The sequence below is a fragment of the Xenorhabdus sp. PR6a genome, assembly GCF_028599065.1.
Lineage (GTDB): Bacteria > Pseudomonadota > Gammaproteobacteria > Enterobacterales > Enterobacteriaceae > Xenorhabdus > Xenorhabdus doucetiae.
Map to the genome: position 1 here is coordinate 46,526 of NZ_JAQRFJ010000018.1, position 15,853 is coordinate 62,378.

The 15,853-nt window shown below is 43.6% G+C and carries 11 protein-coding genes and 1 pseudogene; all 12 read left to right on the forward strand.

Annotated features, from left to right (window positions below; all coding sequences use genetic code 11):
• Positions 1-12 precede the first annotated feature (12 nt).
• Positions 13-1,368, forward strand: coding sequence for a type VI secretion system baseplate subunit TssK (gene tssK / locus PSI15_RS07270; protein WP_273582946.1), 1,356 nt, complete (start codon positions 13-15; stop codon positions 1,366-1,368).
• A 23-nt stretch (positions 1,369-1,391) separates the two neighbouring features.
• Positions 1,392-2,609, forward strand: coding sequence for a DotU family type VI secretion system protein (locus PSI15_RS07275; protein ID WP_273582947.1), 1,218 nt, complete (start codon positions 1,392-1,394; stop codon positions 2,607-2,609).
• A gap of 12 nt (positions 2,610-2,621) precedes the next feature.
• A complete protein-coding gene (tssM, locus tag PSI15_RS07280) occupies positions 2,622-6,188 on the forward strand; it encodes a type VI secretion system membrane subunit TssM (protein ID WP_273582948.1) in 3,567 nt (1,188 codons plus the stop codon).
• 8 nt (positions 6,189-6,196) lie between these two features.
• Entirely contained in the window at positions 6,197-7,267 is a 1,071-nt protein-coding gene (gene tssA, locus PSI15_RS07285; RefSeq protein WP_273582949.1) for a type VI secretion system protein TssA, read from the forward strand.
• Positions 7,268-7,333: 66 nt separating this feature from the next.
• Positions 7,334-7,882: a type VI secretion system contractile sheath small subunit gene (gene tssB, locus PSI15_RS07290; protein WP_045970425.1), complete on the forward strand. Its 549-nt coding sequence runs from the start codon at positions 7,334-7,336 to the stop codon at positions 7,880-7,882.
• 3 nt (positions 7,883-7,885) lie between these two features.
• Positions 7,886-9,388: a type VI secretion system contractile sheath large subunit gene (gene tssC / locus PSI15_RS07295; RefSeq protein WP_045970423.1), complete on the forward strand. Its 1,503-nt coding sequence runs from the start codon at positions 7,886-7,888 to the stop codon at positions 9,386-9,388.
• 163 nt (positions 9,389-9,551) lie between these two features.
• Complete coding sequence (locus PSI15_RS07300) at positions 9,552-10,058, forward strand: Hcp family type VI secretion system effector (RefSeq protein WP_052705666.1); 507 nt, start codon at positions 9,552-9,554, stop codon at positions 10,056-10,058.
• A gap of 117 nt (positions 10,059-10,175) precedes the next feature.
• Positions 10,176-11,663, forward strand: a complete 1,488-nt coding sequence (gene tagH, locus PSI15_RS07305; RefSeq protein ID WP_273582950.1) for a type VI secretion system-associated FHA domain protein TagH — start codon at positions 10,176-10,178, stop codon at positions 11,661-11,663.
• 84 nt (positions 11,664-11,747) lie between these two features.
• Positions 11,748-12,302 carry a type VI secretion system baseplate subunit TssE gene (locus PSI15_RS07310; RefSeq protein WP_273582951.1) on the forward strand — a complete coding sequence of 185 codons (555 nt, stop codon included), beginning with the start codon at positions 11,748-11,750 and terminating at the stop codon, positions 12,300-12,302.
• Between the two features lie 17 nt (positions 12,303-12,319).
• The gene (gene tssF, locus PSI15_RS07315; protein ID WP_273582952.1) at positions 12,320-14,191 is read left to right on the forward strand and encodes a type VI secretion system baseplate subunit TssF; all 1,872 of its coding nucleotides are present in this window, start codon (positions 12,320-12,322) and stop codon (positions 14,189-14,191) included.
• A gap of 56 nt (positions 14,192-14,247) precedes the next feature.
• Positions 14,248-15,351, forward strand: coding sequence for a type VI secretion system baseplate subunit TssG (gene tssG / locus PSI15_RS07320; RefSeq protein WP_273582956.1), 1,104 nt, complete (start codon positions 14,248-14,250; stop codon positions 15,349-15,351).
• Between the two features lie 107 nt (positions 15,352-15,458).
• Positions 15,459-15,853, forward strand: a pseudogene (locus PSI15_RS07325) (type VI secretion system ATPase TssH); the annotation flags it as partial.

The following is a 15,853-nucleotide window of genomic DNA, read 5'->3' on the forward strand; positions in this document are numbered from 1 at the left end:
AGAAGGAACGAGATGAGTAGATCAGAAAAAGTTATCTGGACAGAAGGCATGTTCTTGCGTCCCCATCACTTTCAACAGGCTGAAAACTATCTGGAGGCTTATGTCCGCGATTGGGGTATGGCTCAGGTGCCCTATTACTGGGGATTTTTGACGTTAAAATTAGATCCGTCATTTCTCGAACAGGGCAAGGTCATGGTTGCCTCAGCCAGCGGGATCTTTCCTGACGGGACTCCCTTTAATTTCACCGAAGCACACGCCCCCGCCCCATTGCAAATTGCAGAAAACCAAACGGGGGAAAATATCGTACTGGCACTCCCGATCTTCCGGGGAGGAAGAGAAGAAATTATTTTTCATGAGAGCAAAGACTCTATGGCGCGCTTTGTCAGTGTTGATACGGAAGTCAATGACTTTAATGCTATGTCCGTCGGCAGTGCCACCGTGCAGTTTGGGCGAATGCGCCTGCGGTTGATGTTGGAATCAGATCTGACACCGGAATGGACTTCACTCAGTATGGTGCATGTTATCAATAGAACCCGTGATAATAAATTGCACCTTGACTCACACTTTATTCCTCCCCTGCTCAACTGCCATGCACATTCTCAGGTTGTCGGTTTCATCAATGATTTGCAGGGATTGCTGGAACAGCGCCGCCAACAGATAAGTCAGTGTCTGCTACAATTGGGACGACAAAATAGTTCAGAAGTCATGTACTTTCTCCTGCTGTCATTGGTCAATCGTTACAGCGGCCAAATCAACCATATACAGAATATTTCCTTACTGCATCCAGAGCGGTTGTTCAGTGAATGGTTGCAATTTGCTACTGAACTGGCCAGTTTTACGCCATCACGAATTCCAGAAGAAAAACTGCCCATTTATGATCATGACAATTTAAAATTGTGTTTCAATCACCTCATGCTCCTGTTGCGTCAAGGGTTGTCAATCATTCTGGAAGAACATGCGATTCAGTTGCCTCTGACTGAATATTCTCATGGGTTGAATGTGGCGACTTTGCCTGACGCCAATATGCTCAATACATTCAGCTTTGTATTGGCCGTTTATGCGGATGTTCCTAAAGAAACGCTGATATCTTACTTTCCAGCGCAGATGAAGATTGCTCCGGTTGGCCGCATACGTGAATTGGTTCAGTTACAGCTACCGGGTATCCCGATCAGTGCCATGCCATCCGTTCCCAGACAAATTCCCTGGAATTCCGGTTACTTATACTTCGAATTAGAAAAAGAGGGTGAATTATGGAACCAAATGGAAAAATCCAGTGGTTTTGCATTACATCTGGCGGGTCAATTTCCTGGCCTGCACATGGAATTTTGGGCTGTCCGAAATCGATCCCAAAGTCAGGCTAAAAGTTAGCGCTAATAGGAGTCGCCGCTGATATGACGCAGAAAAAAGAACCCCCCAATAGACATCTTGTGCTTTCTGGCGACGTTCGGGATAATCCATTAGTCACTGCCGCAAACCCCCTATTAAACAGCATCCCACAGATCCGCCAGTATAGTGAGCATCCGAATCCAACCGATTTGCGGCAAAAATTGATCGATGACATTCGCAGTTTTGAACTGCAATGCCAATATGCCCAATTACCTTATGAAGTCATTATCGGTGCACGCTACTGCCTTTGTACCGCATTGGATGAAGCCGCAGCGCTGACACCTTGGGGAGTCAGCAGTGTTTGGTCTGGCCGTGGATTGTTGGTGACGTTTCATAACGAAACCTGGGGAGGGGAGAAATTTTTCCAGTTGTTAGCCACACTATCCCAAAAGCCCCAAGAGAATCTATGGTTGTTGGAACTGATTAATTTCTGTCTCCAGCTTGGATTTGAAGGGCGCTACCGTGTCATGGACAATGGGCGTTCTCAATTGGAAACCTTAAAACAGCGCCTGTTTCAATTAATCCATTCGATTCGTGGCAACTATCCCTCTGAACTTTCACCGGCATTGCAGAGGATCGTAGCCCCAAATAAACTCAGGCAATCTTCCTTCCCTATTTGGGCTTATATAGCAATCGTCTGTTTTATTACCTGTATTCTGTATATTGGCCTGAATTGGCAGTTGGAAAATATATCCAGCCCGGTATTGTCGAAAATATATCAAGTCAATTTGCCCAATATATCAGTCAATGATCGCGTTTCTTCTTTCATGCCCCCGACGTTAAATCTGCAAGATAGACTGAGACATGAAAGTACAGCGGGATTACTGAATGTAACGGATTTAGCCGATAGAAGTCTCATCACCTTAAAAGGCGATGGTTTATTCAATACGGGTTCCACGCAAATTAAAAACCGTTATCTCCGCGTGATTAAACATATTGCTGAGACAATAAATAATATCGAGGGAAGAATTTTAGTTATCGGTTATACCGATGATGTTCCCATTAATAGCCTCATTTTTTCATCCAACTATGCACTATCACTCGCCAGAGCCAAATCAGTCAAAAGAGAACTGCAAAAATATCTGGATCATCCTGAACGGATAAGTACAGAAGGCAGAGGAGACAGTAACCCCCTATTCCCTAACGATACGCCAAGCCACCGCGCTAAAAACAGACGGGTTGAAATCATACTGTTAGTTCCTCCTGTAAATCAGATGGAGTGAGAAAAATAAAATATGTTGAATGCCATTCTTGCTATTTTTACCAGCCGGTTAATATGGAGTTTCCTTGGAATAACCGCCATCTCTTCTATTATCTGGTTTATTGGCCCTATTACTTCTGTCGGCAACGTAATACCTTTTGAATCAAGTACAGTACGCATAGTGACCATTGCTTCATTATACCTTGTCTGGCTGTTTATCCAGTTAGCGACCCGCTCATATCAGGCTTGGCTAAATAAAAAGCTTTCTACCCCATTAAACAGAGGCAATGACGAGCGTGAGCAATTACAAGATCCACAATATATCCCCTTGGCAGAGCACTTTTCAGATGCCTTGCGGTTACTCAAAAATGCTTATTTTTATGGTTTGAACACCCAATATAAACCGGGCTGGAGCCTCTTTAACCGTCAATATTTATATCAGCTACCGTGGTATGTCCTTATCGGTGCCCCTAACTCAGGGAAAACCACCCTGCTGGCAAATTCCGGCTTGCACTTTCCATTAGCCGATCATTTTAAGACTTTTACCCCGTCCGGCATAAAAGGAACGGATAATTGTGACTGGTGGTTCACTAACCATGCTGTCCTGCTGGATACGACCGGACGATATACCACTCAGGACACACTGCCCGAACAAGATGCCCACGAATGGCAGTGTTTTACCCATTTATTGAAAAAATATCGCACACGCCAGCCACTTAACGGCGTCATTGTGACTATTAGCGTGGAAGATTTATTAAATCCATCAAAGAAAGCGCGTGATCAACAAGCCTATTTATTACGCAGGCGTTTGTCAGAATTACATGAACAGTGCAAGATCCAATTTCCAATCTATGTCATTATCACCAAAATGGATTTACTGAAAGGATTTAGCGCGTACTTTTCCCATTTTGACAAGGCGCAGCGCGATCAAATTTGGGGCTTCAACTTTCCATGGAATAAAACAGATCTGTGGAACAAGGCAGATTGGAATCTGGGCGACGTTTTTGAACAGCAGTATCGTCTGTTACAGGAGCGATTAGAGGCAGAATTACCCCATATCTTATTGCACCTGAATCTCCCTCAGCAGTGTGCCGAAAGTTACCTGTTTCCACAAGAATTCGCGGCACTACGACCATTCATTGCCCAGTACCTTGACATCGTATTTGCTAAATCAGGGTTTGATATCCCCTATTCACCACGTGGACTCTATTTCACGAGTGGAACCCAGGAAGGGGTGCCAGATGCAACTTCCGCTCACCGCGCCTATTTTCTGAAAAATTTACTGGAAAATACCTTTCAGGAAGCGGGGCTTGCCAGTCAGAATCGTTGGTGGGTTTATAGAAACCGGTTATTAAGGGGGTTAGGTTATACCATTCTGGCGGTGATCCCGGGGCTAATCATTAGCTTATTTTTTATCAGCTATCACAACAATAAAAATTACCTGATGGAAGTTCAGGATAAAATTTTCCCGATCCTGAACCAAGCCGCGGAATTAAAAAAGAGTACGCATAGCATCGATATTTATACTCCGCTGCCTATTTTGAACAAAGTGGCGGATTTGGGAAAAAGCCCGCACTTTTCGCTTGATGATCCGCCCTTTTCATATCAAATGGGGCTATATCGCGGTGAGCAAATCAATAATGCCAGTTTGACCCTGTACACCGAAGCACTACAAACATTACTGCTGCCACAAGTCGTCTTGTTAATAACATCCCAATTGCGCCAAAACAACGGCAATAATACCGATGACACTTACGATACGTTAAAAGCGTATCAAATGTTATGTCAGGCTCAACATTATGACGGTCGGTTCTTGCATCATTGGGTGATGCAATATTTGCAAGCTCATTTACCCCCCGATATCTCACAAGCGCAATTACAGCAAATTGACGGTCATCTGCGTCAATTACTGGAAGGTCAAGTCGTGACGTCTCCCTATGTGTGTGATAATCAACTGATAAAACAGAAACAAAGACTACTCGGCAGTATTCCTCCGGCACGACTTGTTTATACCCATTTAAAACAAGCGTTATTGAATCATCCCAATTTATCCCCGGTGAACTTAACAACGCTGGCTGGCCCTGATGCCGGATTGATTTTCTCACATATCAACGGGACCCCGATCACTCAAGATATATCGGGCATGTTCACGCCGGCAGGATATCGAATCGGCACAGGTAAAAATCTCAATACCCTGATTGATAAGTTATACAGCCAGAACACATGGATACTGGGTCGTTATACAGGAACGCCAAATATAGGAACACCAGACCCAGAAAGACAAGCGCCAAAAGAGATTGCGCTTTTAGTCCGGCAATTTTATATCCGTGATTATATTCAACAGTGGGACAATTTTCTGGCCGGCATTCATCTGAATAATATTGACAACCTGGAACAACGCGCCGCTATAGCCCAATTGTTGGCTTCAGATGCCTCCCCTATACGCAACTTGCTGATTAATATCAGTAAGAATGTCAATCTGGATGAAGGGTTAAACACCAGCAAGCTCGACAAAAAAATAGGTAATTTTGTAAGCCATCAATCTGGTTCATTGACAAAAATCGTCTCGAATCAATTACTGCCGGAAGATAATCAACTCACACCAGAACAAGAACTGAAAGAACATTTTGCCCAACTCATTGCATTGGCAAAAAGTTCTGATGACAAAAATAAGCAGATTCCCTTTGATAATATTCTCAGTCAAATCGGCAAATTACATGAATATCTGGGTTTGGTGCAGAATGCGGCTAATCTGGGAATACCTGTGCCATCAGATAACATTATCACCCAGCTACAGGCTACGGCGCAGCGTCTGCCCGTGCCATTCAAGGGCATAGTTTCCTCGTTGGCAATAGGCGCCGGCAGTGATACCCAGTTCAGTAACTTAAAAAATCTTAGTAAGCGGCTGAATGCAGACGTCCGAAGTTTTTGCCAGCAAGCTATCGCCAACCGTTACCCTCTGGTGCAAAGGGCACTTGACGATATAAAACCGGATGATATGGCGCGGATGTTTGCTCCGCAAACGGGTATTATGGACAGTTTTTTCCAGAAAAATCTGGTGGGAAAAGTCGATACTTCTCAAGCGAACTGGCGCTTTATTCCGGGAGCGGATGGAAAAGCGCTGCCGGGAAATAAAAGTTTCCTCCAGCCATTCCAACAGGCCCAGATCATCCGGGATACCTTGTTCAGCAGTGGCTCGCCTATCCCTTCATTCCGTGTCATCGTTCGCACAATGAGTATGGATAAAGAGATATTAAACATGATACTGGATGTTGACGGCCAGCAATTGCAATATAGCCACGGCCCACAAGTTTCACAGTCACTCAATTGGCCCGGCCCCAATGGCACCAATCAGGTTCGTATCCAATTGAATTTACAAGATGGCACCACCGCAAACCTCATCACTTCCGGTTCGTGGGCGTTAAATCGCCTTATCGACCATGCGAGATATGCGACACGAAATCCAACTCCAGGTCATGATGCAAGCCAGCGCGTGACCTTTAACATCAAAGGTCATCATGTTTCACTGGAGTTTATCCCAAACAGTATTTTTAGCCCGTTTCAACTTCCCCGCTTCACTTGCCCTAATTTGACCAAATGATAAAGACTATGAACATTGACGCTTTACTCGAACCCGTCAGTCTCGAATCTCCTTGCGGAGAGGATCTGGAATATGACCCTGAATTTATGGCACTGGAGCAATCCCTGTACGGAAGGACAGAACAGCAGTTTGGTGATGTCACCATTCCCGCAGAGCCTCCTGATTGGATACAAGCAGAAAAACAGGCCATTAGCCTGTTAAGCCGTACCAAAGATCTACGCATTATCATAGCGCTAACACAATCATGGCTGGAAACACGGGGATTATGTGGCTATGCCGATGGCTTGAATTTGCTTCAGCAGACATTAGAGCGTTATTGGCAAGAGGTTTGGCCGAAATTGGAGTTTGAGGGAGAGTATGACCCCTTATTTCGTCTCAATATACTTGCCGCGATCGAGGACGATTCTCCTCTCACCTTCGACGTGCAACGTTCCATTCTACTAAAAAGTATTTCAAAAGAATTATCATTGCAGGAAGTTGCTTCATTGCTCGACGGCACAATGAGTGAAATTAATGGCTATACCGGTGGGCGCTCCCGATTACAGGAGGAATTGAAACAACAGGCTAATAGCCCTGAAATTTTGGCAGTGATCAATATTCAAGATCACCTGATTGCAATACTCGACATTATTCGCCGGGAATTATCAGAAAGCTATGCCCCGGAATTCTCCCGGCTATTAAAACAATTAAATAAAGTGATTGAATTTTATCCCATACCCCCGAAAACCAGAGGGACGGCTAAGGAGCCAGATCACCAAAATATTTTTGCATCAACTTTATATGCGGAACAGAAAGCAGCAGAACAAAAAGCGCTGGCCTCAACACATTCAACAAATCAGGTCGTTGATGATTGGCATGGAATTGAAGCCAGTAATCGTGATGAAGCACGCATATTATTAGAAAAGGCTAAAAACTATTTTCTCATTTATGAACCCAGTCATCCCGCTCCGCTCATGATCGCTCGCATTCAACGGTTAATTGATCGTGACTTTATTGAGATTGTTTATGATCTTGCCCCAGATGGATTAAATCAACTCGAAATCATTTTTGGTCGTCCAGATAATTTTGATGCGAATTAATCGTCGTGTCCCAAATAATCTGTCTTATTAAATTAGCTCGTTATTAGCCAGTATGGAGAATTTGTTATGAAATCCAGTGGACAAAAGTTTATTGCTCGAAATCGTCCCCCACGTGTACAAATTGAATATGACGTCGAACTTTACGGTTCAGAGCAGCAAATTCAATTACCATTTGTGATGGGAGTGATAAGCGACTTAGCAGGAAAACCCTTGGAGGCTTTACCTGAAGTGAGTGAGCGAAAATTCATGGAAATCGATATTGATAACTTTGATGAGCGCATGAAATCAATCCAACCTCGTGTTGCTTTTCAGGTGGACAATACGTTAACCCATGACGGAAAACTGAATATCGAATTAATTTTTGAAAGAATGGAAGATTTTCAGCCTGATGCGATTGCTAAAAAAGTAGATCCCCTGGCTAAGTTACTGGAAGCGCGAACTCAACTGGCAAACTTATTATCTTATATGGATGGTAAAAGCGGCGCAGAACAATTGATCGCCGATATCCTGCAAAATCCTGCCCTGCTGAAATCACTGGCCGAAGCACCAAAACCTACCGACAGTGCCGCTAATACCGAAAATGCCAACACCGAAGAAGCTGAAAATAAGGAGTAATGCATGAGCACGACTGAACAAGACACTGAATTTCAGCAAGAACAGGCTCCGAAAGAGTATACGCCTGATGAACTGGGTATATTGCTGAATAAAGAATTTCGTCCGCAAAACGACCAGGCACGCAGCGCGGTTGAAAGCGCAGTGACCACACTGGCACAACAAGCACTGGAAAATACAGTGACGATCTCCAGTGATACCTACCGCACCATTCAAGCCCTGATTACCGAAATCGATAAAAAACTGTCACAGCAAATTAATCACATTCTGCATCATGATGAATTCCAAACGCTGGAAGGGGCTTGGCGTGGTTTGCACTATCTGGTCAATAACACCGAAACGGATGAAATGTTAAAAATCCGTGCAATGTGTATTTCCAAAAAAGAGTTAAGCAGTACGCTGAAACGCTTCAAAGGTGTCAGTTGGGATCAAAGCCCGATCTTTAAAAAGATCTATGAAGCGGAATATGGTCAGTTTGGTGGTGAACCTTTTGGCTGCCTTATCGGCGATTATTATTTCGATCACACCGCACCCGATGTTGAACTTTTGCGTGAGATGGCCCAAATTAGCGCCGCAGCACATTGCCCCTTTATTTCAGGGGCGGCACCGAGTGTAATGCAAATGGAATCCTGGCAAGAGCTATCTAATCCACGGGATCTGACTAAAATCTTCCAGAATACGGAATACGCCCCTTGGCATAGTTTGCGCGAATCAGAAGATGTTCGTTACCTGGGATTGACGTTACCCCGTTTTCTCTCACGTCTGCCCTATGGTAATAAAACCAATCCTGTTGATGATTTTAATTTTGAGGAGGAGACCGAAGGCCCAACCCACAGTAACTATACCTGGGCCAATGCTGCTTATGCTATGGCGGTTAACATCAACCGTTCATTTAAATTATATGGCTGGTGTACGTCTATCCGTGGCGTAGAATCCGGCGGGATTGTGGAAAATTTGCCTTGCTACACGTTTCCCTCTGATGATGGCGGAGTGGACATGAAATGCCCCACCGAAATCGCTATTAGCGATCGCCGTGAGGCAGAATTGGCAAAAAATGGGTTTATTCCGTTATTGCATCGCAAAAACACCGATATGGCCGCCTTTATTGGCGCACAATCCCTGCAAAAACCGGCTGAATATTATGACCCCGACGCCACCGCCAACGCGAATCTTTCCGCTCGTTTACCCTATTTATTTGCCTGCTGTCGTTTTGCCCACTATTTAAAATGTATTGTGCGCGACAAAATCGGGACATTTCAGGAGCGCAATGACATGGAAAGCTGGCTCAATAACTGGATAATAAATTATGTTGACGGTGATCCCGCAAACTCTTCTCCAGGAACCAAAGCACGGAAACCGTTGGCAGCCGCAGAGGTTCAAGTAGAAGAAATTCCAGGTAATCCAGGATATTATCACGCTAAATTCTTCCTGCGTCCTCATTATCAATTAGAAGGATTAACCGTTTCTTTACGTCTAGTATCAAGATTGCCTTCATTAAAAAGCGCTTAATTTTCTAATATCAGGAGAACCATTAATCAGCTACAACATTATTCTTTTTATCTGTGAATTTTCATTACTATATAACTGTTACCACATCAACTAAACACATCATCCTGCATTCAATATTATTTATTGAACATCATTTAATATAATAAAGATTTGAGGTGTAACTATGTCTAATGTCGCTCCTATGATGTATAACATTCTTTCTTTCGTCAACTTCGATGGAATTAAAGGTGAATCGCAAACTGATAAATATATAGGTTGGATTGGCGTCCAATATATTAGCCGTGCCATAGTTAATCCTGCTAATAGTTCAACCGACGTTGGGAGCTGGGGTTCAGGTAAAGGTGTTTTAAGTCATTTCATGCTTCATCTTAATTATGATAAAGCGATAACCGCTTTAGAAAAATATGCAGTCACGGGTAAACATATTCAGAAAACAGAAATTCATTCACTTCGCTTCGTTGGGGATAGTGCCCCTTCGTTATGGACTAAATATATACTGACCAATACTTATATTTCTGAAATTGGTAGTGGGCAACCTTCTGATAATATCATGACAGTTGGCCTAAGAACGAAAAAAATTCAGTTCAGCTACACACCAACAGATTATGAAGGTAAAAAACAGGCTGAAGTTAGCTGGACCTGGGATCTTGAAAAGAATACCGCCGAATAATCTTATTTATATATGTTACTCATATCACGCTGCCAATAACCTCCCTGCGGGGAGGTTATCTTCCATCAGCAATACTTCCGCCAACAATAATTCCATCAACAATAGGTATCCATCATTATGCGATTCACCATTGTTAAAAATATCGGTACAAACCAGCCGCAACAACTGAGTTATGATTTTATTCCCCCCGGTGGCACCATTGGCCGCGGCCCAGATAATCACTGGGTTTTGCCCGATGAAGGGCAAGCCATTGCGCGTTTACAGGCGATTGTATCGATTTCTACCGATGGCGAATGCCGTATGACCAATCGGGGAGCAGCCTCTGAGATTTTATTAAATGCTATTCCTATGGCTCCCGATCGCCAAATAGAAGTCCGTGACGGTGATATATTGAATATCGGCGATTATCAAATTCAACTTATTGATATTAATCCCATTAATATCAACCCCATTAATATCAATCAAAGTGCGGGTAAGCCACCGCTGGCAACAACTCGCGTTCTGGATGAGGTTTGGGACTTTTCGGAATTAAATGACAATAATCCGCTGATAAAACAGCAACAGCAAGAACGCAATCCAATAAATCCCCTCGAACACATGGAGGCAATGATTGAGCTGGATTCTTTGCAATTCCGTGCCACTGATCCGGTGACCATGTTTAATGCAGATACTGATTTCCGGCAAGAAAATATTTTCAATGACAGTACGCCCAGTGCCTTATTGCAGCAAGGCAAACAGGGTAATAATCGGAATGAGAAGCAGGAAACTGATCCCCTGATTTTATTCTCCGATAAGCCTATGCGGGGAGTTAAAAATGATCCCACCCTCAACTTAATGCTAAATAGTGCTGAACCGCTGGTCGCTCTGGATGATACGATTATCTCCAGTCATAATAATAATGACCACCGCACCGCCGAACGTCTGAATATCGACCCGATTGCGTATTCCCCTAATCCTCCCCCATCAGATGACGCTAAAAATAGAATTAAATTAGAGGGGAAACTATTGGCAGCTTTACTGGACGGTATGGGGCTAAGTCATATTCAAAGCCCGCAATTTGATGAAGATACAATGTATAAACTGGGAAAATTACTCAGCCAGTTATCACAAGGCATTATCGCGCTCAATGCTTCCCGCACCCGGTTAAAAGAGGAGACTGATACGGGAGTGACCCAGATTCTGGCGGATGGCAACAATCCATTTAAACTCCTTCCCTCTGGCCAGGCCGTGTTGGTTCAAATGTTTGGCGACCATATGCCCGGATTTATGTCACCAGAACAGGCAACACGCGATATTTTAGTCGAGTTACAGGCGCATCAATTAGGTATGATTGCCGGATTACGCTCTATGACAAAAGATATTTTACATCCCGTTGATCCTGTTGTTATTGAGCAAAAAGCACGGAAAACGGGTAATCTCCCTCGGTTGTCATTATCATCAACCTATAAAGCCTCTTTATGGGATTACTTCACCCAATATTATCGGAAAATCATGATAAAATTTGAGCAAGATGACCCCCTGTTTGGTGAAAATTTTCATCAATCTTATGAAGCAGAAATTATTCGATATAAAGATTCGCAAAATAAATCAAAAAATAAAAAATAAGGAATTCTTACCCTGCCTCTTAATTGACACTCTTCTTAATCAAGATATTTAATAGATAACTGATAGCTAATAGATAACTAACTAATGAAAGACAATATCACTTTATTACATGGTGGTTATCATTCTCGCAAGCCCCCTGCGCGTATAACTGCCAGAGACAGAATGCAGTCTTCTTTGCTTGACAGGCTTACTGATAATGAACCGGACAAGAACAAAGAAACCGTTAGCAGCTATTTATTATCACACAGAACCTTTCGACAAAATGTATTACGGGATTTACAGTGGTTACTGAACAGCATCAATAAAGAACCGGATCAAAATCTGGCGTCTTTCCCTGAAATACAACACTCTACTTATAACTTTGGTATCGCACCCTTAGCGGGTAAAAATATGTCCGATGTCGAATGGCATGATATCCAAGATAAAATCATTAAAGCAATTCATATTTTTGAACCACGCATTATTCCCAATGAACTGCAAGTCAATTGCATTTCCAATACCAATTCATTGGCTATGTACAATATATTGTCTATCGAAATAAAAGGGTTTTTGTGGTGTATTCCCTGGCCAATAGAGTTCCTGTTTCGCAGTGATATCGATTTAGAGCACGGTTATTTCAACATGAAAGAAGCGGGATAAAAAATAGAGGAAAAGTTATGGATAGCAAATTGCTGGAATATTATAACCGTGAGTTGGTTTACTTACGTGAAATGGGCAAAGAATTCGCGGAACGCTATCCCAAAATTGCCAATCGTTTAGGTATGCACGGCATCGAAGTCGCCGATCCCTATATTGAACGTCTGCTAGAAGGATTTGCTTTCTTGACTGCCCGTATTCAGTTAAAAATGGATGCCGAATTTCAACATTTTTCCCAGTATTTACTGGAAATGCTCTATCCCAACTATCTGGCTCCCACTCCGTCAATGGCAATTACAGAGCTCCAGCCAGACATGAGCAAAGGCGATATCAGCCACGGCTTTCTGGTGCCACGCGGTACGATTATGCTCTGCCAATCGCTGAAAAACGATGGCATTACGTTGCAATACGCCACTACTCAGGATGTCGTTTTACAACCTCTCGCGCTGAAAAACGTTGAGCTTGGCAAGATCCCTGCCAACATTCCTCTTGTAGGATTAAATCTTCATCAATATGGTGCGGTCAGTGCATTGCGCATCCGTCTTGCCTGTAAGGGAAAGTTTTTCCTCCACGATTTGGAATTCAATAAACTGACTTTTTTTCTTTCAGGCCCGGATATTCAGTCCCAGAAGTTGCTGGAACTGATTATGGAGCATTCTGTCGGTATGGTATGCCACACGTTGGGTGAAACGCCGCAATATTTGGCATTACCGGATATTTCTCCATATCATGAAGGTTTTGCTGATGATCAGGCGCTATTACCCAATGATCCCCGTAATTTTAGTGGATATCGCCAACTCCAAGAATATTTTGCCTTTCCTGCACGTTTCCAGTTTTTCAGTCTTCGCGGTATGCAGTCTTTGCTTAAGGAAACCAAGAACGAAACAGAATTCGAGCTTATCCTGCTCTTGGATAAAATCGACAGAAGTTTGGAAAGCCTGATCGATACCTCTTATCTGGCATTGAACTGTACTCCGGTGATTAACTTATTTCCCAAAATGACTGAACGGGTCACGGTAGATGAAAGTCGCAACGAATATCATCTGGTCGTGGATAATATCCGCCCCCTGGATTACGAAATTTTTTCCGTGCAACGCTTGCACGGTGTCGATACCCAATACAAACAAGAGCGCCTGTTTCGCCCTTTTTGGTCAACCAACAGCGATGACGACGGTAATTACGGTGCTTATTTCTCATTGCGCCGGGACCCGCGCATTTTGTCTGAACATGCCCACCATTATGGCACCCGTACCAGCTATATCGGCACAGAAACCTTTATCTCAATTGTTGATGAACACCATTCCCCTTGGCCCGACACATTAAAGTATCTGAGCGCCGATGTGATGTGCACTAACCGAGATTTACCCGCCATGTTGCGCCAACAGGACATCAATAGCTTTGTTATGCTGGATTCCATCCCCATCAGTAAAATTGAGTTTATTAAAAGACCAACGATCCCTCGTCCTGCTCTGGCAGAAGGCTCAATCTCATGGAAGCTAATCAGCCAACTGCAAATGAATTACATGAATTTTATCGATGACGATCAAGAAGGAACCCAGGCACTGCGACAATTATTGCGTCTCTATGCCGATCTTGCTGAACCCGCCGTAGTACGTCAAATCAATGGGATACGCCACTGCTCATTAAAAGAAGTCTATCGCAGAGTATCCGTATCTGGGCCTATCGTCTTTGCCCGTGGTGTCAGCATTAAACTTGAAGTCAATGAGCAAGACTTTGCCGGTACCAGCCCGTGGCTGTTAGGCAGTGTGCTGGAAAAATTATTCTCACGTCTGGTCACCATGAATTCTTTTACCGAAATGACACTACACAGTCAGCAGCGTGGGCAGATTGGCTTTTGGCCTGCCCGCATGGGCAACAAGAAATTGATATAACAGTTTAGTGAACAAACCAATACTTAAAAGATGACGGAAATAAAAGACAGGTGAATATGAAGACAGATGTCATTGCCATTCATCGTATATGCCGCTTACCAGATTATTTCTGGCAACAGCTCACTCAAACCCCTTGGCAATTCGATCTCTTCCAAACCTTGCGTCGCATTGATGCCCAAGCGGGAAAATATTACCGATTAGGAACAGCGCCATTACCACGATATGAACCTTTGCGCTTGGGACAAGAAGCGTCAATGGCATTCGCACCTTCCACCCTATCCAAAGTCCATCAGCTAGAAAATTCAGAGCGATATGAAATACTTATTTACAGTTTCGGATTATTTGGCCCCAATGGGCCATTGCCTCTGCACCTGACTGAATATGCCTATTCACGGAAATATAATTATCGAGATCCAACGTTGTCTGACTTTGCCAATTTATTTCATCACCGGCTGATACTCCTGTTTTATCGAGCCTGGGCCAATGCACAGCCCACTTCGTCATTAGATCGACCAGAAAACCAAAAATTTTGTCATTATTTAGCTTGTCTGATAGGCATGGGATTACCGGCTCAACAGAACTTCAGCACGATGAATAATGATACGATTACCGGCAACTATATTACTGGTAACTATAGTGGCAATCGTATCAGCAATCATGCCTGTTACGCTTTGTCTGGCCATCTTTCCCGCCAAGGGCATAGCGCGGAAGGATTGAGGAAAATATTGCTGTTTTATTTCAGGGTTCCCGTAAGAATTATCCCAAATATTCCCCAATGGCTGAAAACCGAAACACAGGATCAGGCGCGGTTGGCAGCAGGTCGTCATATTCCCTGTTTAGGCAAATCGGCAATTTTGGGCATCGCAGTATACGATATTCAACATAAATTCCGTATCGAGTTAGGGCCACTCACTCGTGCAGAGTATGACCGGTTTCTGCCTGGACAGCCGAAATCTCAACAAGTGCGCGATTGGGTTCACCAATACTTAGGGATTGAATATGCGTGGGATATCAGGCTGATACTTGATAAAGCGGATATAACAGAAATGTATCTGTCAGAAACGGTGAAATTGGGCCTCAATAGCTGGCTAGGAAAAGTGAAAAGGCCAACCCATTATGATGACTTAATCTACAGTCCAGAATCTGCTAAAATTCATTAAAAACGATTTCCCATACCCAACCACTTTCAATTTGTGGTGCAACCCACAAAGTCATTTCATTCCATCCATCATCCTCATAAACACAACTTATTGCGGGTAATATACTTATGTCAGAAATCAGTCGTTCTGTGCTCTTTGGTAAGCTCAATCGTGTACTCTTCACCTCACTGGAACAGGCTACCACTTTCTGCAAACTACGCAGTAATCCTTATGTCGAGTTGGTACATTGGCTGCACCAGCTTATGCAGCTACAAAACTGTGACTTACAATCGATTATCCGTTACTTTGCATTGGATGAGGCCAGGCTGACAAAAGATATCATTGCCGCGCTGGATCGCCTGCCACGCGGCGCCAGTGCGATTTCTGATCTCTCCGAACATATTGACAGTGCCGTAGAACGTGCCTGGGTGTATGGTTCACTAAAATTTGGCGTTGACAAAATTCGGAGTGCGCATTGGCTGATTGGTATGTTAAAAACCTTCAATCTGCGCAATACGTTGAA

What these genes read in the sequence shown, in the direction of transcription:
- tssK (WP_273582946.1), top strand. Translation starts at nt 13, where the DNA reads ATGAGTAGATCAGAAAAAGTTATCTGGACAGAAGGCATGTTCTTGCGT.
- PSI15_RS07275 (WP_273582947.1), top strand. Translation starts at nt 1,392, where the DNA reads ATGACGCAGAAAAAAGAACCCCCCAATAGACATCTTGTGCTTTCTGGC.
- tssM (WP_273582948.1), top strand. Translation starts at nt 2,622, where the DNA reads ATGTTGAATGCCATTCTTGCTATTTTTACCAGCCGGTTAATATGGAGT.
- tssA (WP_273582949.1), top strand. Translation starts at nt 6,197, where the DNA reads ATGAACATTGACGCTTTACTCGAACCCGTCAGTCTCGAATCTCCTTGC.
- tssB (WP_045970425.1), top strand. Translation starts at nt 7,334, where the DNA reads ATGAAATCCAGTGGACAAAAGTTTATTGCTCGAAATCGTCCCCCACGT.
- tssC (WP_045970423.1), top strand. Translation starts at nt 7,886, where the DNA reads ATGAGCACGACTGAACAAGACACTGAATTTCAGCAAGAACAGGCTCCG.
- PSI15_RS07300 (WP_052705666.1), top strand. Translation starts at nt 9,552, where the DNA reads ATGTCTAATGTCGCTCCTATGATGTATAACATTCTTTCTTTCGTCAAC.
- tagH (WP_273582950.1), top strand. Translation starts at nt 10,176, where the DNA reads ATGCGATTCACCATTGTTAAAAATATCGGTACAAACCAGCCGCAACAA.
- PSI15_RS07310 (WP_273582951.1), top strand. Translation starts at nt 11,748, where the DNA reads ATGAAAGACAATATCACTTTATTACATGGTGGTTATCATTCTCGCAAG.
- tssF (WP_273582952.1), top strand. Translation starts at nt 12,320, where the DNA reads ATGGATAGCAAATTGCTGGAATATTATAACCGTGAGTTGGTTTACTTA.
- tssG (WP_273582956.1), top strand. Translation starts at nt 14,248, where the DNA reads ATGAAGACAGATGTCATTGCCATTCATCGTATATGCCGCTTACCAGAT.